This window comes from Hydrocarboniphaga sp. FW305-C-57 (assembly GCF_058783045.1).
Window position 1 is genome coordinate 572,899 of sequence record NZ_JBYSYG010000001.1, and the last position, 19,758, is coordinate 592,656.

The window sequence follows — 19,758 nt, forward strand, 5'->3', positions numbered from 1 at the left end:
AGATTCAAATCGCGCTCCCATCGGAACGCAAACTACTGCGAGATCACGCGCACCGCTCTGGCCGCGGCAGAGGCGCGGTTCTCCACTCCGAGCTTCTCGAAAACCTGCTCCAGATGCTTGTTCACCGTGCGCGGACTGATGCTCAGAATCTCGCTGATGTCGCGATTGGCCTTGCCCCGGCTGATCCACAGCAAGACCTCTGCCTCGCGCGCGGTGAGCGCGAGCGCCTGCTGCAATTGCAGCGTCTGGGCCAGCTGCACGGCTTCCGGGTCGGCGACTTCGCGCAGGCGGTACAGGTACTCGTCGGGCCCGGTCGAGCTCACGAACGAGAACTCGAAGCGCCGCCCGCCGAGCGCGAGCACCTGCGTCTGCTGCTCGCCGCGCAGGCTCGCGAGCTTGGCCGCGAACTCGGGCGTGAAGCCCTGCTCGGCGGGCATGAGCTCGTGCAGGAGCTGCTCGGCTCGCGGCGTGCTCCACAGCAGCCGGCCGCTCGCATCGGTCGATACGAGGTAGCGGCCGGTCGCATCGAGCGCGGTGCGCGAGGCATGCGCCATGCGCGCGTTCGCCAGATGCACGCGAATCCGCGCGAGCAGTTCGCCGACGACGATGGGCTTGGGCACGTAATCGACGCCGCCGGCCTGCAGCCCGCGCACCACGTGTTCGGTTTCGGTGAGCCCGGTCATGAAGATCACCGGGACGTGCGACAGCAGCTTCTCGCGCTTGAGCCGGCGGCAGGTCTCGAAGCCGTCGAGGCCCGGCATCACCGCGTCCATGAGCACCAGATCGGGCGTGATCTCGTCGAGCAGGGCGAGACAGTTTTCGCCGCTCGTCGCCACGAGCACGGTGATGCCCTCGCTTTCGAGCGTATCGGTCAGAAAGCTCAGGCTCTCCGGCGTGTCGTCGACCACGAGCACGACGTCCCTGCGGGAACCCGCTGCGTCATTCATCCTGGCTTTCCTCCGGCTCCGGCAGCTTGCTGCGCGCGGATTCGAGCATCCGCAGATAAGACGGCAGATCGAAACGGGTCACGGCCTCGCGCAGGCGCACGATGAAGGAGCGACCGTCCGCATGCTGGCCTTCGAGATCGCGCAGCCGAGCCTGGATGCCGCGTACGTGACCGATGCGGCCGAGCTGGTGCAGGGCGTCGAGATGCGGGCGCAGCGAAGCCGGCACGTCGAGATCATCGGCTGCTGGTGGCGCCTGCTCGGACGGCAGGGCCTCGTACTGCCATTGCAGCCGCAGCAGGCTGCCGACGCGTTCGAGCAGCACTTCGACGTCGAACGGCTTGGTCAGGAAGAAATCGTGCAGGCCGGCGCTGGCGATGCCGCTCTGCAGATCGTGCGCGTTGGCCGAGACCATCAGGATCTTGAGCTCGTGCCTGCCCTGGGCGCGCAGGCGCTCGGCGACCTGCCAGCCCGAAAGACCGGGCATCGTCACGTCGAGCGTGATCAGATCGGGCTGGGTACGGCTCGCGATCTCGAGCGCCATTTCGCCGTCGCGCGCGGTCATCAGCTCGAAGCCGAGCGGCTCGAGCAAGGCTTCGACAAGCTCGACGTGCGCAGGATCGTCGTCGGCGATCAGCACGCGCCTGCGCTCGCCCGCGTAGCCGCTGATGCGCTGCCGCGGACGCCGGTCGTCGCGCGTCTCGCTGGTCTCCGACAGCAGCAGGCGCACGATGAACGTACTGCCCGCGCCGGGCGTGCTGCGCACCACGATCTCGCCGCCCATGATCTGCACGAGCACCTTGGTGATCGTGAGCCCGAGACCGGCGCCCGGAACCGCGCGGGCGCCCGGCATGCCGCCGCGCTCGAAGGGCTTGAAGATCGATTCCATGTCTTCGGGCCGGATGCCGATCCCGGTGTCGGATATTTCGAACTCGGCCACCTGCGTTCGATAGCGCACCGTGAGCGACGCATGCCCCTCGCCGGTGAACTTGATCGCGTTCGACAGCAGGTTGATGAGCACCTGGCGCAGCCGCTTCTGGTCGGCGTGCACGAGCTTGGGAAGATTGGGCGCGCGCTCGAAGCGGAACTCGATGCCTTTCGCCGCGGCCTGCACGCGGAACATGTCGACGAGCTGGTCGAGCAGCTCGTGCAGGCGGATCTTGTCGCGCGAGAGCCGGATCATGCCGCTCTCGATCTTGGAGATGTCGAGCAGGCCGTCGACGAGGTTCGACAGGTGCTCGGCGCTGCGCCGGATCACGCGGATGGCGTTCTCGGGCGGATGCTTGGGCTCGCGCTCGAGCAGCTGCGCGTAGCCGAAGATCGAGTTGAGCGGCGAGCGGATCTCGTGGCTGATGCCGATCACGTAGCGGCTCTTGGCCTCGTTCGCGGCTTCGGCGACTTCCTTGGCTTTCTGCAGCGCCGCGTCGGTGCGCTCGTGCGCCTCGATTTCCTCCATCAGCATCGCGGTCTGCCGCGTCGATTCGATGACCGCGGAATTGCGCGATTCGTGCGCGAGCACGAGCAGCCACGACGCCACGCCGGAGACGATCAGCAGGCTCAGGAACACGATCCACAAGGTGTTCGCGATCACTTCGCGCTGCGCCGGCGCCTGCGTCGCGTACTGCAGGTAGATGAAGGCGAGCAGGCAGCCGATCGCCACCATGAACAGCAGCAGGATGCCGAAGAACTGGCCGATGCTGCCGAGCCGCACGGTCTGTTGCAGCGGCTTCGGCAGCAGGCCACGCAGCAGCGCCGCGATCTGCTGGCCGAAGCGGCTCTGATCCTTGCAGAGATCGTGGCAGCGCGCTTCGAGCGTGCAGCAGAGCGAACAGATGTAGCCGTCGTAGGCCGGGCAGGCGGCCATGTCGCGGCGTTCGAACAGGTTCTCGCAGATGCTGCAGCGCAGCTCGCCGGGCTCGCGCAGCTCCGGTGCGCTCTGGCGCGCGAGGTAATAGCGCCCGCGCGTTCCCCAGGCGATCAGTGGCGATGCCACGAAGGCGACACCGAAGCCCACGAACGGAGCGAGCGCCTGCGCGAGATGGCCGAACAGGCCGAAGAACGCGGCGGTCGAGATCACGATCGAAGCCAGCATCGCGCCGACGCCGACCGGGTTGATGTCGTACAGATGCGCGCGCTTGAACTCGATGTACGAAGGCGACAGCTTGAGCGGCTTGTTGACGACGAGGTCCGCCGTGAGCGCTCCGATCCAGCCGACCGCGAAGTTCGCGTAGAGCACCAGGATGCTCTCGATCACGCTGAAGATGCCGATCTCCATGAGCAGCAGCGCGAGCAGCACGTTGAACACCAGCCAGACCACGCGCCCCGGATGCGCATGCGTGAGCCGCGAGAAGAAGTTCGACCAGGCGATCGAGCCCGCGTAGGCGTTGGTGACGTTGATCTTGAGCTGGCAGGTGACGACGAAGACGCCGGTCAGCGCGAGTGCGACCGAGGGCGAACCCAGCATTTCGCCGAAGGCGACGAAGAACATCTGCGTCGGCTGCGTCGCTTCGGAAGCCGCAACGCCGTGCTCGATCGCGAACACCGCGAGCAGGCCACCCGCCGCGAGCTTGAGCCCGCCCATGAACACCCAGCCCGGTCCGGTGGCGATCAGCGCGCTCCACCAGCGCCAGCCGCCGACGGTCTTGCGATCGGGCAGGAAGCGCAGATAGTCGGCCTGCTCGCCGATCTGCGGAAGCAACGACAGCAGCGTCGACGCCGCGACGGCGAACAACAGCACGTCGAGCTTGCCGTCGGCGCTGCCGTGCGCGCCCGAGAATCCGGTCCAGGCTTCGATCGCATCGGGCCTTGCGATCGCGATGTATAGCAGTGGAGCGAGCTGCAGCAACAGCCAGACCGGCTGCGTCGCGATCTGCATGCGGCTGATCAGGCTGATGCCGTACAGCGCGATCGGAATCACCACGAGCGCGCTGATCAGGTGCGCGATCCAGAGCGGCAGGCCCGTGACCATGTGCAGGGCCTGCGACATGATGCTCGCTTCGATCGAGAACAGCAGGAAGGTGAACGAGGCGTAGATCAGCGAGGTGATCGTCGAGCCCATGTAGCCGAAGCCGGCACCGCGCGTGAGCAGATCGATGTCGAGGCCGTAGCGCGCCGAATAGGCGGCGATCGGCAGGCCGATGACGAACATCAGCGCGCTCACGAGCGCGATTGCGAGCATCGCGTTGGTGAAGCCGAACTGCAGCGTCAGGCTGCCGCCGATCGCTTCGCAGGCCAGGAACGAAATCGCGCCGAGCGCGGTGTTCGCGATCACGAACGAGGATCGCTTGCGCGCACTCGAAGCCGTATAGCGCAGCGCGTAGTCCTCGAGCGTCTGCGTCGCCACCCATTTGTTGTATTGGCGGCGTTCGCGAACGATGCGCTGGCGGGGGTTCTGGACCACGGCTCAGCCCAGCGCGAGCCCCGCACCAACGACGACGCTGAGCCATCCGGCCGCACGTGCGAAACGGGAATCGCGCCGCTGCGCATAGGCGCCGAGCGAAAGGCCCACGATGTGCAGCGCCGCGGTCTGGATCAGAAAGCCGCTCGCATAGAGCAGCGGATGCGCGAGCTGCTGCAGTTCGATTCCATGCGCCGCTCCATGAAACAGCGCGAACAGGCCGACCAGCGGAATCGCGAGCGGCAATGCGGCCCGCCAGGCCAACGCAACGGCCAGGCCGAGCGCGAGCAAGGAGACGACGATGCCGCCCTCCATCGTCGGCAGGTTCGCGGCATGCAGCGTCAAGGCGCCGATCGCCATGAGTGCGACGAAGCTCGCCGGCAGCCAGGCTCGCGCGCGTCCCCCGATCTGCGCGGCCCAGACGCCGACGATCAGCATCGCGAGCAGGTGATCGAGCCCGAGCAGCGGATGCACGAGCCCCTGGAAGAAGCTCAGCGACGCGGCCTCATGTCCCGGATGCGCCTGCGCAAGCGGGCCGACGAGGCACAGCAGCACGAACAGCGAACAGCGATGGATGGTTTTCACTCGAAGTATCTCCGGTCGGCGGCTCATGCGGTTCTAGAACGTCTCGGGCAGTTCGCGCGGCACCAGGCCGCCGGTCTGCGCGATGAAGCGCGCGATCTCGTGCACGCCCTTGTTGGCCTTGAGGTTGGTGAAGATGAAGGGCCGCTCGCCGCGCATTTTGCGGGCGTCGCGGTCCATGACTTCGAGCGAGGCGCCGACCAGCGGAGCCAGATCGATCTTGTTGATCACGAGCAGGTCCGAGCGCGTGATGCCCGGCCCGCCCTTGCGCGGAATCTTGTCGCCGGCCGAGACGTCGATCACGTAGATGGTGATGTCGGCGAGCTCCGGCGAGAACGTGGCGGCGAGGTTGTCGCCGCCGCTCTCGACGAAGATGAGTTCCATCGCCGGGAACTTGCGGTGCATCTCGGCCACCGCCGCGAGATTGATGCTCGCATCCTCGCGGATCGCGGTGTGCGGGCAGCCGCCGGTTTCCACGCCCATGATGCGTTCGGGCACGAGCGCGCCGGCGCGCGTGAGGAACTCCGCGTCCTCCTTGGTGTAGATGTCGTTGGTGATCGCGGCCACGTCGTAGACCTGGCGCATGAGCTTGCAGAGCCGCTCGGTCAGCGCGGTCTTGCCGGAGCCGACCGGGCCGCCGATGCCGACGCGCAAGGGGCCATGGGAGGGAAGGGACGCCGGCTTCGTCGTCGATAGCGGAGTGGCGAGCGGACTGTTCATGAGCGGAAGAGCCTCGTGTATTGGGTTTCGTGGCGCAGAGAGCAGAATTCGAGTTTCGGGGCCGCCGTGCCGAGCTCGTCGAGATCGGCTTCGAGCGCACGTGCGGCGGTGTTCGCGACGTGGCCGGACAGCGTGGCGAGCGCGATCTGGCCATCGGTCTGGCCGAGCGGAACCAGGCGCACGCCGGCCGATACCAGGTTCGCGACGGTGGCATGCAGGAAGGCATTGAGCGCGGCTTCGAGCGCGATGCCGTGCGCGGCGCAGGCCAGCGCCATCGTCACCGCCTGCACGACGGGCGCATCGCCCTGCCGCTCGGCGAAGGCATCGAGCAGCGCATGCGGCCAGGCGCGGCGGGTGACGAGCAGAAACGCGGCGCCCTGCTGCCGCGCCTCGAGCGCGGTTTCGCTGCTCGCGCGAAACGCGCTCGCGAGCTCGGAGATCGCATCGAGCCTGCCCGCATCGTGCGCGCAGCGATGCGCCTGCGCGAACAGCACCGCATCGATCCAGCCGCCACCGCGCGAAATGACCGCGCCGATGTAGTCGACGAGCGTCGCCACGTTGCGCACGCTGCCTTCCTCGACGGCCCATTCGAGGCCATGGCTGTAGCTGAAGGCGCCGATCGGATAACTCGGCGAACTCCAGACCAGCAGTCGGTACAGGTCCGCCTCAGTGGCCATGCGAGGCGCCCGTGAACACGAACGGATGCTCGTGCTGCTGCGCATGCGAATGCGCGTTCGCGTAGGCGCCGGATTCCGGCGTGAACGGTGCCTGCAGATGCCGCAGCTGCGCACCGAGGCCGATCAGCATGTCGGTGATCACATGGTCTTCGCGGATCAGGATGCGATCGGCTTCGAGCTGCGCGGGCAGGTGGCGATTGCCGATGTGCCAGGCGAGCCTGACGAGCTCCTGCGCGGTTTCGGCCCTGACTTCGGTCAGCGATTCGGGCGCCGCGATGACTTCGACGATGCGGCCGTCGTCGAGTGCGAGGCCGTCGCCGTGGTTGAGCACGGTGGCGCGTGCGAGGTCGAGCAGGAAGTCGGTGCCGGCGCTCGCGACGTAGCGGAAGCGGCGACGATGGCGCGCGTCGTAATCGAGGGCGATGCGGTCGCTGGCGCTCATGTTCGGCCAGGTTCCGGCGGGGAGGATTTCTTGGGCGCGGTTCATTTTTGTTTCCTAGCGCAGTTGAGCACTGAGCGCTCTCGACCTCGCCGGTCGGGCCTTGCGCTGCTCGTGTGCTCGGGGCAGAAGTTTCGACGCGACATCCCTGTCGCGACGAAACTCGGCGGGCTCCTGCCCGCCGTCCCCTGCGCGCGCTGCGCTGCTCGGTGCGTCACAAGGGAACCCGGTAAGGCGAACGTCAAAAGCAGAAGCTACTGCTTCCGGCAGTCCCCTCTCCCGCTTGCGGGAGAGGGTGGCGCGTAGCGCCGGGAGAGGGAAAGCCCGAAGAGGGAGCTCACTTTGCGGACAAACCCTCTCTCCCCGCCTCCGGCGGGACTCTCTCCCGCAAGCGGGAGAGAGGACAAGCCGTTGACGTTCGACTGCCGGTGCGGACTTCGGGGCCTGCGCTCGATGCCCGATCGACGGCATCGACGCCCTCAGGCTGGCGCACGCTCCGATGATCACGAAAGTCAGCATCAGAACAGGAAATACCGCTGCGCCATCGGCAAGACTTCCGCCGGCTCGCAGGTCAGCAACTCGCCGTCGGCACGCACCTCGTAGGTCTCCGCATCGACCTCGATCAGTGGCATCGCGTCGTTGAGCACCATCGACCGCTTGCCGATGCCGCCGCGCGTATTGCGCACCGCAACGACGGGCCGCGACAGTCCCAGGCGCCGCGCCCCATCGGACGCCGCGAACGCGCCGCTCACGAACAGCAAGGAGGATTCGATCCCGGCGCGTCCGAGCGTGCCGAACATCGGCCGGTAATGCACCGGCTGCGGCGTCGGAATGCTCGCGTTCGGGTCACCCATCGGCGCGGCCGCGATCATGCCGCTCTTGAGCACGAGGTCGGGTTTCACGCCGAAGAACGCCGGCGACCACAGCACGAGGTCGGCGAGCTTGCCGACTTCGACCGAGCCCACGTGGTCGCTGATGCCGTGCGCGATCGCCGGATTGATCGTGTACTTGGCGATGTAGCGGCGTGCGCGAAAGTTGTCCGCGCCATCGCGATCAGGCGCCAGCAGGCCGCGCTGGACCTTCATCTTGTGCGCGGTCTGCCAGCAGCGCAGCACGGTTTCACCGATGCGGCCCATCGCCTGGCTGTCGCTGCTCATCATCGAGAACGCGCCGAGATCGTGCAGGATGTCCTCGGCCGCGATGGTCTCCTTGCGGATGCGCGATTCGGCGAAGGCCACGTCCTCGGCGATGCGCGGATCGAGGTGATGGCAGACCATGAGCATGTCGAGATGCTCGTCGAGCGTGTTGCGCGTGTACGGCCGCGTCGGATTGGTGCTCGACGGCAGCACGTTCGGCAGGCCGGCGACGCGAATGATGTCCGGCGCGTGGCCACCGCCTGCGCCTTCGGTGTGGAACGCATGGATCGTGCGGCCCTTGAAGGCCGCGATCGTGGATTCGACGAAACCGCTTTCGTTGAGCGTGTCGGTGTGCAGCGTGACCTGCACGTCGAGTTCATCGGCCACGCTCATGCAGCAATCGATCGCGGCTGGCGTGGTGCCCCAGTCTTCGTGCAGCTTGAGGCCGCAGGCGCCGGCCATCACCATTTCCTCGAGTGCGGCGGGCTGGCTCGCGTTGCCCTTGCCGAACAGGCCGATGTTCATCGGCAGCGATTCGCAGGCCTGCAGCATGCGCGACAAGTGCCAGGGTCCCGGCGTGCAGGTGGTGGCCAGCGTGCCGTGCGCGGGGCCGGTGCCGCCGCCGAGCATCGTCGTGATGCCCGCGTACAAGGCCTCGTCGACCTGCTGCGGGCAGATGAAGTGGATGTGCGTGTCGATCGCGCCGGCCGTGAGAATCTTGCCTTCGCCGGCGATCACCTCGGTGCCCGGGCCGATGACGATCGTCACGCCGGGCTGCGTGTCCGGGTTGCCGGCCTTGCCGATCGCGACGATGCGCCCGTCCTTCAAGCCGACGTCGGCCTTGACGATGCCCCAGTGATCGAGGATCACCGCATTGGTGATGACGGTGTCGACCGCGCCCTGCGCGCGCGTGACCTGCGACTGGCCCATGCCGTCGCGAATCACCTTGCCGCCGCCGAACTTCACTTCCTCTCCGTAGAGGGGCTGGCCGTCCACGAGGCCGGCGGTGTGATCGTGCTCGATGCGGATGAACAATTCGGTATCGGCCAGGCGGATGCGATCGCCGATGGTCGGTCCATACATGCCGGCGTAGGCGCGGCGCGTGATCGTGGTCGCCATGTCAGTTCTTCACCTCGAGCGGGCCCATCACGTCGCCGCGAAAGCCGATCACGATGCGCGATCCGGAGTAGGCGACGAGCTGCACCTCGCGCGACTGTCCGGGCTCGAAGCGGATCGCGGTTCCGGACGGAATGTCGAGCCGGTAGCCGCGAGCCGCGATGCGATCGAACTGCAGGCCCGGATTCACTTCGGCGAAGTGATAGTGGCTGCCGACCTGCACGGGTCGATCGCCGGTATTCGCTACCGTCAGCGTGATGCAGGAACGGCCGGCATTGAGCGTGATGTCGCCGGCCTCGGTCAGGATTTCACCAGGTGTCATGACAGTGTTTTCGCGATGGGGTGCGATCAGCGGATCGGCTGATGCACGGTGACGAGTTTGGTGCCGTCCGGGAAGGTCGCCTCGACCTGGATCTCGTGGATCATCTCGGCGACGCCTTCCATGACCTGCGCGCGAGAGAGCACCTGGCCGCCGGCCTGCATGAGATCGGCGACGCTGCGGCCGTCGCGCGCGCCCTCGACGACCACGTCGGTGATCAGCGCGATGGCTTCGGGATAATTGAGCACGACGCCGCGCTCGAGGCGGCGGCGTGCGACCTGCGCGGCCATCGCCACGAGCAGTTTGTCCTTTTCACGCGGGGTCAGATTCATCGCTACCGTGTTCTCGTTTTCGACATCGTCTCGTTAGCAGGTCCAGACGCGCGGGAGCGCATCCGGCAATCCCAGGGCCAGGCAGCGCAGCATCGCCGCGATGCGCTTGAGCGCCTCGCGCAGACGTGCGGCATCGGCCGACAGCAGCCGCACGATCAGCAGGCCATCGAAGCTCGTGGCCGCCGCGATCTGCGCGTCCTCTTCGCTCAGGCGCTCGCGCAGCGCGGTCAGCAGCGCGGCGGCGTCGTCTCCGGCATAGAGCAGTGTTGCACAGGCCGACGCATCCCCGAGTGCGAAGGCCGTTTCGCGATGGACGCGCATGCCGCCCTGCAGATGCAGCGCATCGGCCCAGACCAGCCGGCCGTCACGCCGCAGCCTCCAGGCTTCGTGCAGGCGACCGCTCTCGTAGCGCTCCCCCATCGCGCTACGGCCGAACACCACGCTTTCGGTCGCGAGCAGCCGCGCACCGGCCGACAACTCCACGTCGATCTGGCGCCGCAGGCGCGAGCGATCGAACAGGATGGTCTCCTGCGCGAGCCATTCGAGCGTGGCCCCCGGCTCCACGCGTAGATGCACGGCGACCTGCGCATCGGGCTCCCCCGCAAGTGCCCGATAGAGCTTTTCCGCGGCCTGCGTGGCGACCGTGAGCCGGCTGCTTCGCCGGGCGACGATTTCGATTTCGAGCCGATCGCCGCTGGTCAGGCCGCCGCTGGTCGTCAGCAGCACGGCCTGTGGCGGTGCGTCGGCCTCGACGTCGGGGAACAGCACGCGGCACGGCGCCCGCTGATACAGATCGGCCAGCCGCGTGCGTCCCTGCGCGTCGCGCGCGTAGGCGATGCGCAGTGCGCCGTGCACGCGCTGGTGCGCGGGCGGGGTCAAGCTCACTGGCGTCAGCAGCATGCAGCGTCCTGAGTCATCGGCCTCCCCAGCCCAGTCTGTCTTCGTCGGATCGTCCGCCAGAGTCGTGCCAGCTCCGGAGGGGCGAACGCATCTTGGCACCGGCGGCGTACGCATGCCCTACGTCAAACGCCCCATACCCAAGCCGGCGGCCGCATCCCTAGCCTGAAAGGGAGCTCACGGCGCCCAGGCATTTGGGGAGGCGCCGAAGCCCAAACCGGCGCCCGCTCAGGACGGTGCCGGCTCTCTCACGAAGAAATCCGGGGGTCGCATGAAGGGGCACAACAGGCAGTACAGGGGCATTTCATCCACACTCAAACGCGCGGCAGTCTCGGCTTGCGTGCTCGCGGCCGGCCAGGCCGGCGCAGCCGAGATCACGCTGCCGCCGACATCGGTCACCGCGGCGCTGCGCTCGAGCTTCGTGAGCACGAACTACGACGGTCCGGCCGACGACGTCAACGACTTCGTCCTCGACAGCGTGCGCCTGCAGATCGGCGGCAAGGTCACCGACACCATCGGCTTCACCTTCAACACCGACTACAACAGCGTGACGAGCGAAGTGGTGGTGATCGACGCGATCGGCCAGTTCTCGTTCTCGGATCAGTTCAACATCTGGGCCGGCCGCTTCCTGCCGCCGTCCGACCGCGCCAACCTGCACGGACCGTACTACGGCAACGCCTGGGGCTTCGCGATCGACGGCATCCAGGACGGCTATCCGTTCTTCGCCGCGGGCCGCGACAACGGCATCGCCTACTGGGGCGACTTCGACCGCGTGAAGCTGTCCGCGGGCGTGTTCGACGTGCCGTCCACCTCGGCCGCCAACGGTGGCGACGGCAAGGAAGTGGTCTACGCCGCCCGCGTCCACGTCTCGCTGTGGGACATCGAGAAGGGCTACTACCTCAACGGCACCTACTACGGCGACAAGGACATCCTGTCGTTCGGCGCGGCCACGCACAGCATCGACGGCGATACCTCGTTCACGATCGACGGGCTCATGGAGAAGAAGCTGCCGAGCGGCGGCGTGGTGAGCCTCGAAGGCGAATGGGCGAGCTACGAAGGCAAGTCCGGCGGCTACATGCCCGGCGGCATCGGCGGCTTCGACAACAGCGATGGCGGTTTCGGCCTGCTGGCCTACCTGTTCCCGCAGAAAGTCGGCATCGGCCAGATCCAGCTGCTCGGCAAGTACGCGACCAACACCTACGAGTTCCCGGCCAGCCCCGACGTCGATCGCGACCAGATCGAGTTCGACGTGAACTACGTGATCAAGGCGTTCAACGCGCGCCTGTCGCTGTTCTACATCGACAACAGCTTCAGCGGCGCTCCGATCGCGGATTACTCGCAGATCGGCGTGGGCATGCAGCTGCAGATCTGATCCTCGGGCAGGCGCGCGTCGCTCGCCAACCCTCACACACAGGTGAAACATGAAATTCGCAAAGCAGTTTGAAGGCATGAAGAAGGCCGGCATCGCCGCCACGGGTCTGGCGATGTTCGCGCTGTCGGCGATGGCGCAGGCCGCCGATACGATCAAGGTCGGCGTGCTGCATTCGCTGTCCGGCACGATGGCGATCTCCGAGACCACGCTGAAGGACACCGTCCTGATGATGATCGACGAGCAGAACAAGAAGGGCGGCCTGCTCGGCAAGAAGCTCGAGCCGGTGGTCGTCGATCCGGCCTCGAACTGGCCGCTGTTCGCCGAAAAGGCGCGCGAGCTGCTCGCCAAGGACAAGGTCGACGTGGTGTTCGGCTGCTGGACCTCGGTGTCGCGCAAGAGCGTGCTGCCGGTGTTCGAGGAACTCAACGGCCTGCTGTTCTATCCGGTGCAGTACGAAGGCGAGGAGTCGAGCAAGAACGTGTTCTACACGGGCGCGGCGCCGAACCAGCAGGCGATTCCGGCCGTCGACTACCTCATGAACGAAGTCAAGGTGAAGCGCTGGGTTCTGGCCGGCACCGACTACGTCTATCCGCGCACGACCAACAAGATCCTCGAGGCCTACCTGCTCGGCAAGGGCGTCAAGAAAGAGGACATCATGATCAACTACACGCCGTTCGGTCATTCCGACTGGCAGTCGATCGTCGCCGACATCAAGAAGTTCGGCAGCGCGGGCAAGAAGACGGCGGTGGTCTCGACGATCAACGGCGACGCGAATGTTCCGTTTTACAAGGAGCTCGGCAACCAGAAGATTTCGGCCGAAGACATTCCAGTGGTCGCCTTCTCGGTCGGTGAGGAGGAGCTCGCGGGTCTCGACACCAAGCCGCTCGTCGGCCATCTGGCCGCCTGGAACTACTTCATGAGCATCGACACGCCCGAGAACAAGAAGGAGATCGCGGCGTGGCACAAGTTCATCAAGAACGACAAGCGCACCTTCAACGACCCGATGGAAGCGACGGTGATCGGCTTCAACCTCTGGGCCAAGGCGGTCGAGAAAGCCAAGACCACCGACGTCAGCAAGGTCTCCGACGCGATCATCGGCCTGAAGACGCCGAACCTGACCGGCGGCACCGCCGAGATGCTGCCGAACCATCACCTGACCAAGCCCGTCTACATCGGTGAAATCCGCGAAGACGGCCAGCTCGACGTGGTCTGGAAGACCAAGGCCGAAGTGCCCGGCGACGCCTGGTCCGATTACCTCGAAGGCAGCAAGGACATCGAGGCCGATTGGGTCAAGCTCAAGTGCGGCAACTACAACACCAAGACCAAGAAGTGCTCGGGCCAGAACTTCTGATCCCCCTGGTGAAGCTTTTGCTTGGTCATAGCGGAACATTTCCCTGAGGTGCATTGCCCCGGGCGCAAGCCCGGGGCTCTATTGATCACGCATCGAGGAAACGCTGTTCGAGCTGCGTTTCCTTCTGCCAACGAGAACGACGTGGATATGCGATCCATCTTCTACGCCTGTCGAGCCAGCCTGCTGTCCGCGCTGATTCTCGTCGGCCCCATTTCCCATGCGCAGGATCAGCCTGCGCCCGAGGCAGTTGCCGAGCCGCTCATCGAAGCAGCGCCGGCAGCGCCACACGATTACGCGGGCTATGTACGCGCTTTGCCCGAGGCGAGCTATTCCGAAAAGCAGGAGCTGCTCAGGCAGATCGTCGAGACGCGCGACGACAAGGCCGGCGCCCTTTTGCAGGCCTTGCTCGATGGTCGTCTCTACACGCGTGGAGAAAGCACCGACGTCGTCATCGCGACCGGCGAAGGCGACACGCTGGAGCTGACCGACGCGATCAGCGCACAGCCCGCCGGAACCGCGAACAGCGACGCGCTCAAGAAGGTCGGCACCAACAACGCGCTGCGCAAGGCACTGCGCGGGTTGATTGCGCAACTGCAGCTCGCCAGCGAGGACGAGGCCGTTCGCCTCGCCGCCGTGCGCGAGATGATGCGCAGCCTCGACGACAGCACCGTGGCGGTGCTGCGCGCGCATCGCGCCGAAGAAAGCGATGCGTCCGTACAGGAGGCCATCGACGTCGGCCTCGCACTCGCCGACCTGCAAAGCGGCGATCCCGAAGTCCGCCTCGCCGCGGCCGAGCATCTCGACGGCCAGCTCGCGAGCGAGGTCTACAACGCCCTGCTGCCGCTGACCGAGAAGAACGAGGATGGCAGCTACGCCGAATCCGATGCGCGCGTGCGCGTCGCCGCGCAGACCGCGGTGCGCAGCATCGAAAGCAAGCGCAAGTTCTACGGCGCGGTCGAGACGCTGTTCTTCGGGCTGTCGCTGGGCTCGGTGCTCGTGCTCGCGGCGATCGGCCTCGCGATCACCTTCGGCGTCATGGGCATCATCAACATGGCGCACGGCGAGCTGATCATGCTCGGCGCGTATACGGCCTACGTGATGCAGCAGCTCATGCCGCAGCACATCGCGGCCGCGACGCTGCTGTCGATCCCGATGGCCTTCGTCGTCTCGGGGCTCGTCGGCGTGGCGATCGAGCGTGGCATCGTGCGCTTCCTGTACGGCCGGCCACTCGAAACCCTGCTCGCCACCTTCGGTCTCTCGCTGATCCTGCAGCAGCTCGTGCGCAGCGTGTTCTCGCCTCTCAACCGCAGCGTTTCGACGCCCGAGTTCATGAGCGGATCGCTGGTCGTCAACGACGCGCTGTCGCTGACCTACAACCGGCTCTATATCGTCGTCTTCATGTTCGTGGTCTTCATTGCGCTGCAGACGCTGCTCAGGCGCACCTCGCTGGGGGTCAAGGTGCGCGCGGTGTCGCAGAACCGTGGCATGGCGCGCGCGATGGGCGTCAAGAGCGAATGGGTCGATGCGGCAACCTTCGGCCTCGGCTCGGGCATCGCCGGCGTGGCGGGCGTCGCGCTGTCCCAGCTCACCAACGTCGGCCCGAATCTCGGGCAGGCCTACATCATCGATTCGTTCATGGTCGTGGTGTTCGGTGGCGTCGGCAATCTGTGGGGCACGCTGATCAGCGGCATGTCGCTCGGCGTCATCAACAAGCTGCTCGAGCCGTATGCCGGTGCGGTGATGGCGAAGATCCTCGTGCTCGTGTTCCTGATCATGTTCATCCAGAAGCGGCCGCGCGGATTGTTCCCGCAGAAAGGCCGGATGGCGGAGGGCTGATCGTGAATCCGACTCCTCGCGCCTCGTTCATCGGCCGGCTGCTGCGCAGCGACCTCGGCAGCCGCATCTTCTTCGCGTTGCTGCTGCTCGCGGCCGTGCTGATTCCGGCGCTCAACCTGCTCACGCCGGAAGGCTCGGCGCTGCACGTGCCGATCTACACGGTGACGCTGCTCGGCAAGTACATGAGCTACGCGCTGCTCGCGATCGCGGTCGATCTGATCTGGGGCTATTGCGGCATCCTGAGCCTCGGCCACACCGCCTTCTTCGCGCTCGGCGGCTATGCGATGGGCATGTACCTGATGCGCCAGATCGGCACGCGTGGCGTCTACGGCGACCCGGTGCTGCCGGATTTCATGGTGTTCCTGAACTGGAAGGAGCTGCCCTGGTTCTGGCATGGCATGGACCTGTTCTGGTTCGCCATGCTCATGGTCGTGCTCGCGCCGGCGCTGCTGGCCTACGTGTTCGGCTGGTTCGCGTTCCGCTCGCGCGTGACCGGCGTGTATCTGTCGATCATCACGCAGGCGCTCACATATGCGCTGCTGCTCGCCTTCTTCCGCAACGAGATGGGCTTCGGCGGCAACAACGGGCTGACCGATTTCAAGGACCTGCTCGGCTACGATCTGCAGGCGCGCGGCACGCGCATCACGCTGTTCCTGACCACCGCGCTGTTCCTCGGCCTGGGCTACGCGGCCTGCCGCTTCATCATCGGATCGAAGCTCGGCCGCGTGGTCGAGGCGGTGCGCGATGCCGAGAGCCGCACGCGCTTCATCGGCTACCGGGTCGAGAACGTGAAGCTCTGGCTGTGGACGTTCTCGGCGATCCTCGCGGGCATCGCGGGCGCGCTCTACGTGCCGCAGGTCGGCATCATCAATCCGGGTGAGTTCGCGCCGATCAATTCGATCGAAGTGGTGGTCTGGGTCGCGGTCGGTGGCCGCGGCACGCTGTATGGCGCCGCGCTCGGCGCGCTCGTCGTCAACTATGCCAAGACCTGGTTCACCGCCGCGCTGCCGGAGATCTGGCTCTACGCGCTCGGCGCGCTGTTCGTCGGCGTGACCTTGTTCCTGCCACAGGGCATCGTCGGACTCGTCGAGAAGCTCGCGGCCAAAAGGAAAGCCTCATGAATGTCGGTCGCCTGCTCGGCCAGGGCCAGCGCTCGCGCGCACCCAAGCTCGATCTTTCGCACAACATCATCCTGTACCTCGAAGACATCAGCGTGAGCTTCGATGGCTTCAAGGCGCTCAATAATCTCAATCTCTACATCGAAGCCGGCGAGCTGCGCTGCATCATCGGCCCGAACGGCGCCGGCAAGACCACGATGATGGACGTCATCACCGGCAAGACGCGGCCCGACGTCGGCAGCGCCTGGTTCGGCCAGACCGTCGATCTGCTCACCCTGAGCGAACCCGAGATCGCCGCGGCCGGCATCGGGCGCAAGTTCCAGAAGCCCACGGTGTTTCCTAACCACACCGTGTTCGAGAACCTGGAGCTCGCCATGGCGGGCGACAAGTCGGTCTGGAAGACGCTGTTCGCCAAGCTGTCGGGCGAGCAGCTCGGACGCATCGACGAGGTGCTCAGGATCATCGGGCTCACCGAACGCGTCGAAGCGCTCGCGGGCGGCCTGAGCCATGGGCAGAAGCAATGGCTCGAGATCGGCATGCTGCTCATGCAGGACCCGGAGCTGCTGCTTGTCGATGAGCCGGTGGCCGGCATGACGCCGCAGGAGACCGAGAAGACCGCCGAGCTGCTGACCTCGCTTGCCGGCAAGCATTCGGTGGTCGTCGTCGAGCACGACATGGCGTTCGTGCGTTCGATCGCACGCACCGTGACCGTGCTGCACCAGGGCTCGGTGCTCGCCGAAGGCAGCATGGACCAGGTGCAGAACGATCCCAAAGTGATCGAAGTCTACCTAGGCGACTGAACGATGCTCACGATCAAGGGACTCAACCAGTTCTACGGCGGCAGCCACACGCTGTGGGACATCGACATGCGCATCGAAACCGGATCGCGCACCTGCCTCATGGGCCGCAACGGCATGGGCAAGACCACGCTGCTGCGCTGCGTGATGGGCCTGGTGCCGGCCGCGACGGGTGAAATCAGCTTCGATGGCGGCACCGATCTGCGCAAGCTCTCGGCCGACCAGCGCGCCGGACTCGGCATCGGCTTCGTTCCGCAAGGGCGCGAGATCTTCAGCCAGCTGTCGGTGGAGGAGAACCTGCGCATGGGCCTCATCGCCAAGCGCGAACGGCCCGCCGATGCGCTCGAGCGCGTCTACGCCACGTTTCCGGTCCTCAAGCAGTTCCTGCGCCGCCGCGGCGGCGACCTGTCGGGCGGTCAGCAGCAGCAGCTCGCGATCGGCCGCGCGCTGCTGCTGCAGCCCAAGCTGCTGATCCTCGACGAGCCCTGCGAAGGCATCCAGCCGAACATCGTGCACGAGATCGGCGATCTGATCCTGCGGCTCAACGAAGAGAGCGGGCTGACCGTGCTGATCGTCGAGCAGAAGCTGCCGTTCGCACGCCGCGTGGCGAGCGATTTCCGCATTCTCGACAAGGGCCGGCACGTCGCGCAGGGACCGATCGGCGATCTGACCGACGAGATGGTGAAGCATCACCTGACCGTGTAGCGCCGCGGTCGCGGAGGTGGCTCCGCTGGATCGGACTCGGCGCTTCGATCGAGGCGCCGAGTCCGATCCCGATGACGTGATTAAGACTCGGTCTCGCTCACCGTGATCGCGCCCGACGGACACTGGCTGGCCGCCACACGCACCGTGGCCTCGAGTTCCCGAGGCACTTCGTCGTAGCGGACGATCGCGTAACCGTCGTCGTGCAGTTCGAACACCTCCGGGCAAACTCCCAGGCAGGCGCCGAAACCCGCGCAGATTCCCGCGTCGACGTGGACTTTCACTTCGAGCCTCCCGGCACTGCGTCGAACTCCAGCGCGAGGTGCGTGAGCCCGCGCAGGATGAAGGTCGGCAGGTAACCGTACCGGCGTGCGTTGGCCGGCCCGTGGACCTTCTCGGAGATGCGAATGTCGCGGGTCCGGTCGAACATGCGGTTCAGGGCGACGACCGTCTCGGCGCGCGCGAGCGGAGCGCCTGGGCAGGCATGGCGGCCACGGCCGAACGCGACGTTCAGGCGGGCGTTCTCGCGGTTGATCTGGAACTCGCCCGGGTTTTCGAACTTGCGCGTATCGCGATTGGCGGCGCTGTTGGCGATATAGAGGAAGGCACCGGCGGGGATGTCGACGCCGCCGACCTGCGTCGGTTTCTTCGCCAGGCGGAAGTCGCCCTTCACGGGGCCCTCGATGCGCAGGCATTCCTCGACGAAGTTGGGGATGAGGCTGCGATCCTCGCGCAGGCGCTTCTGCAGGTCAGGACGGTCGCCGACGACCTGGAACGCGTAGCTCAGCAGTCGCACCGTGGTTTCCTGTCCGGCGGCGAACAGGTTCGCGGCGATGCGCGCCACGTCGAGCGGCGTCGGCACCGACTTGTCGGGGAAAGTGGCCTTGGCCAGGCCCGAAAGCACATCTCCGGTCGGGTTGAGGCGACGGTCTTCGATGTACTTCGAGAACGTGCTGTACAGCCATTCCAGCGGCGAGTGGTGGGCCTCACGATCCTCGGTGCCGCCGATGGTGGCGCTTTCCCGTTCCTGCCGAATCAGCTGCTGGCGGAACTTGATGCGGTCTTCGGCCGGCACGCCGAGCAGATCGGAGACGACGAGCACGGCGAAGGGCTGCGCGAAGGCCGCCATGATTTCGCATTCGCCCTTGTCGATGAAGGTGTCGATCTGCTGATCAGCCAGCTTCCACATGAAGTCCTCGTTTTCCTTGAGACGCTTCGGCGTGATGAGGGCCATCAGCAGCGCGCGGTGATTGGTATGCACCGGCGGGTCCATCGTCGGCAGCTGATCGTAGAACGGCGTCTTGTCGCGCCAGGCTTCGATCAGTTCGGAAATGTCCTCGTTCTCTTTCCCTTTAAGCGGAATCGGGCATCCCGCGAACGGTCCGGTAGTCGACATGCACGAAGAGAAACGTTCGGGATCGTTGTAGATCTCGAGCGCTTCGTCGTAGCCCGTGACCATGAAGATGCCCTGATGCGGCTCGCGCAGCACCGGAGACTGGCTGCGCAGGTAGTCGAAATAGGGATACGGGTCGTTGATGAAACGGTCGCTGCGGAAAAAATCGTGCTTTTCAAACTCGTGCGACAAATCGCTCATATCGACTCCCTATTCGCGCTGATATCCGCGGCGTGAACCGTCTTCGCCGCTGGTTTTGTGAGGATCGTGGCGGCCCTGCGGGCGCACCGGCACGCCGGTCTTTCAACAGGCTGAAAAGCTCGGCGACCCGAGGTGGAAGTATAAGTGAACAGTGGTGTTGAACAAGCATCGCCTTTGCGCCCGTGGCACAGAAAAATGTGCCCTGCCGGGCGACCGGCGGTGATGCGGAAGCGCCCTCGAGGGGGCGCTGATGACCCGTCTCCTCCAGAAGGGCGCGGCGCCCTTCTCGCAGCTTGGCCCCGACCCGGGGGCTTCTTTTAGCTCCTTGTCTTGACGCCTGCCGCAGTCCATTTGATTATCGTCACATCAATCAATTGGAGTTCGACATGCCGCGAGGTGGTTCCCGGCAGGGATCGGGGCGCCCTCAAG

General features: G+C 65.9%; 18 protein-coding genes. 6 read left to right on the forward strand and 12 right to left on the reverse strand.

Annotated elements, in window-relative coordinates:
* Positions 1-32: 32 nt before the first annotated feature.
* The 10 genes from AC3WUM_RS02725 to AC3WUM_RS02770 form a co-directional block, all read right to left on the reverse strand.
* Positions 33-947 (reverse strand): response regulator, encoded by a 915-nt coding sequence (locus tag AC3WUM_RS02725; RefSeq protein WP_492408549.1) that lies wholly within the window; start codon positions 945-947, stop codon positions 33-35.
* Positions 940-4,344 (reverse strand): hybrid sensor histidine kinase/response regulator, encoded by a 3,405-nt coding sequence (locus AC3WUM_RS02730; protein ID WP_492408550.1) that lies wholly within the window; start codon positions 4,342-4,344, stop codon positions 940-942. Before AC3WUM_RS02730 ends, AC3WUM_RS02725 begins: the two co-directional genes overlap by 8 nt.
* 3 nt (positions 4,345-4,347) lie before the next feature.
* A complete protein-coding gene (locus AC3WUM_RS02735; protein ID WP_492408946.1) occupies positions 4,348-4,917 on the reverse strand; it encodes a HupE/UreJ family protein in 570 nt (189 codons plus the stop codon).
* Between the two features lie 42 nt (positions 4,918-4,959).
* Complete coding sequence (ureG, locus tag AC3WUM_RS02740; protein WP_492408551.1) at positions 4,960-5,643, reverse strand: urease accessory protein UreG; 684 nt, start codon at positions 5,641-5,643, stop codon at positions 4,960-4,962.
* Entirely contained in the window at positions 5,640-6,320 is a 681-nt protein-coding gene (locus tag AC3WUM_RS02745; protein ID WP_492408552.1) for an urease accessory protein UreF, read from the reverse strand. The genes ureG and AC3WUM_RS02745 overlap by 4 nt, the downstream gene beginning before the upstream one ends.
* Positions 6,310-6,807 (reverse strand): urease accessory protein UreE, encoded by a 498-nt coding sequence (gene ureE / locus AC3WUM_RS02750; RefSeq protein WP_492408553.1) that lies wholly within the window; start codon positions 6,805-6,807, stop codon positions 6,310-6,312. Before ureE ends, AC3WUM_RS02745 begins: the two co-directional genes overlap by 11 nt.
* A gap of 470 nt (positions 6,808-7,277) precedes the next feature.
* Positions 7,278-9,014, reverse strand: a complete 1,737-nt coding sequence (ureC, locus tag AC3WUM_RS02755; protein WP_492408554.1) for an urease subunit alpha — start codon at positions 9,012-9,014, stop codon at positions 7,278-7,280.
* Between the two features lies 1 nt (position 9,015).
* Positions 9,016-9,333 carry an urease subunit beta gene (locus AC3WUM_RS02760; RefSeq protein ID WP_492408555.1) on the reverse strand — a complete coding sequence of 106 codons (318 nt, stop codon included), beginning with the start codon at positions 9,331-9,333 and terminating at the stop codon, positions 9,016-9,018.
* Positions 9,334-9,359: 26 nt separating this feature from the next.
* On the reverse strand, positions 9,360-9,662 hold the full coding sequence (locus tag AC3WUM_RS02765) for an urease subunit gamma (RefSeq protein WP_492408556.1): 303 nt from the start codon (positions 9,660-9,662) through the stop codon (positions 9,360-9,362).
* Positions 9,663-9,695: 33 nt separating this feature from the next.
* Complete coding sequence (locus AC3WUM_RS02770; RefSeq protein WP_492408557.1) at positions 9,696-10,562, reverse strand: urease accessory protein UreD; 867 nt, start codon at positions 10,560-10,562, stop codon at positions 9,696-9,698.
* Between the two features lie 268 nt (positions 10,563-10,830).
* Here AC3WUM_RS02770 and AC3WUM_RS02775 point away from each other — a divergent pair, with 268 nt between their 5' ends.
* The 6 genes from AC3WUM_RS02775 (at position 10,831) to urtE (ending at position 17,738) form a co-directional block, all read left to right on the forward strand.
* Complete coding sequence (locus AC3WUM_RS02775; protein WP_492408558.1) at positions 10,831-11,931, forward strand: porin family protein; 1,101 nt, start codon at positions 10,831-10,833, stop codon at positions 11,929-11,931.
* A gap of 76 nt (positions 11,932-12,007) precedes the next feature.
* Complete coding sequence (urtA, locus tag AC3WUM_RS02780; RefSeq protein WP_492408947.1) at positions 12,008-13,282, forward strand: urea ABC transporter substrate-binding protein; 1,275 nt, start codon at positions 12,008-12,010, stop codon at positions 13,280-13,282.
* A 147-nt stretch (positions 13,283-13,429) separates the two neighbouring features.
* Positions 13,430-15,118 carry an urea ABC transporter permease subunit UrtB gene (urtB, locus tag AC3WUM_RS02785; RefSeq protein WP_492408949.1) on the forward strand — a complete coding sequence of 563 codons (1,689 nt, stop codon included), beginning with the start codon at positions 13,430-13,432 and terminating at the stop codon, positions 15,116-15,118.
* Between the two features lie 2 nt (positions 15,119-15,120).
* The gene (gene urtC / locus AC3WUM_RS02790; RefSeq protein ID WP_492408559.1) at positions 15,121-16,239 is read left to right on the forward strand and encodes an urea ABC transporter permease subunit UrtC; all 1,119 of its coding nucleotides are present in this window, start codon (positions 15,121-15,123) and stop codon (positions 16,237-16,239) included.
* On the forward strand, positions 16,236-17,036 hold the full coding sequence (gene urtD, locus AC3WUM_RS02795) for an urea ABC transporter ATP-binding protein UrtD (protein WP_492408561.1): 801 nt from the start codon (positions 16,236-16,238) through the stop codon (positions 17,034-17,036). Before urtC ends, urtD begins: the two co-directional genes overlap by 4 nt.
* Before the next feature lie 3 nt (positions 17,037-17,039).
* Entirely contained in the window at positions 17,040-17,738 is a 699-nt protein-coding gene (gene urtE / locus AC3WUM_RS02800; protein ID WP_492408563.1) for an urea ABC transporter ATP-binding subunit UrtE, read from the forward strand.
* An 80-nt stretch (positions 17,739-17,818) separates the two neighbouring features.
* On the opposite strand, the gene AC3WUM_RS02805 is transcribed toward urtE, so the two are convergent.
* Positions 17,819-18,019, reverse strand: coding sequence for a ferredoxin (locus tag AC3WUM_RS02805; protein ID WP_492408564.1), 201 nt, complete (start codon positions 18,017-18,019; stop codon positions 17,819-17,821).
* The gene (locus AC3WUM_RS02810) at positions 18,016-19,329 is read right to left on the reverse strand and encodes a cytochrome P450 (protein WP_492408566.1); all 1,314 of its coding nucleotides are present in this window, start codon (positions 19,327-19,329) and stop codon (positions 18,016-18,018) included. Before AC3WUM_RS02810 ends, AC3WUM_RS02805 begins: the two co-directional genes overlap by 4 nt.
* Positions 19,330-19,758: the final 429 nt, after the last annotated feature.

Bases quoted from the DNA above. Each gene is read 5' to 3' on its own strand.
- AC3WUM_RS02725 (WP_492408549.1), bottom strand. From the start codon at position 947: ATGAATGACGCAGCGGGTTCCCGCAGGGACGTCGTGCTCGTGGTCGAC.
- ureG (WP_492408551.1), bottom strand. From the start codon at position 5,643: ATGAACAGTCCGCTCGCCACTCCGCTATCGACGACGAAGCCGGCGTCC.
- AC3WUM_RS02745 (WP_492408552.1), bottom strand. From the start codon at position 6,320: ATGGCCACTGAGGCGGACCTGTACCGACTGCTGGTCTGGAGTTCGCCG.
- ureE (WP_492408553.1), bottom strand. From the start codon at position 6,807: ATGAACCGCGCCCAAGAAATCCTCCCCGCCGGAACCTGGCCGAACATG.
- ureC (WP_492408554.1), bottom strand. From the start codon at position 9,014: ATGGCGACCACGATCACGCGCCGCGCCTACGCCGGCATGTATGGACCG.
- AC3WUM_RS02760 (WP_492408555.1), bottom strand. From the start codon at position 9,333: ATGACACCTGGTGAAATCCTGACCGAGGCCGGCGACATCACGCTCAAT.
- AC3WUM_RS02765 (WP_492408556.1), bottom strand. From the start codon at position 9,662: ATGAATCTGACCCCGCGTGAAAAGGACAAACTGCTCGTGGCGATGGCC.
- AC3WUM_RS02770 (WP_492408557.1), bottom strand. From the start codon at position 10,562: ATGCTGCTGACGCCAGTGAGCTTGACCCCGCCCGCGCACCAGCGCGTG.
- AC3WUM_RS02775 (WP_492408558.1), top strand. From the start codon at position 10,831: ATGAAGGGGCACAACAGGCAGTACAGGGGCATTTCATCCACACTCAAA.
- urtA (WP_492408947.1), top strand. From the start codon at position 12,008: ATGAAGAAGGCCGGCATCGCCGCCACGGGTCTGGCGATGTTCGCGCTG.
- urtB (WP_492408949.1), top strand. From the start codon at position 13,430: ATGCGATCCATCTTCTACGCCTGTCGAGCCAGCCTGCTGTCCGCGCTG.
- urtD (WP_492408561.1), top strand. From the start codon at position 16,236: ATGAATGTCGGTCGCCTGCTCGGCCAGGGCCAGCGCTCGCGCGCACCC.
- urtE (WP_492408563.1), top strand. From the start codon at position 17,040: ATGCTCACGATCAAGGGACTCAACCAGTTCTACGGCGGCAGCCACACG.
- AC3WUM_RS02810 (WP_492408566.1), bottom strand. From the start codon at position 19,329: ATGAGCGATTTGTCGCACGAGTTTGAAAAGCACGATTTTTTCCGCAGC.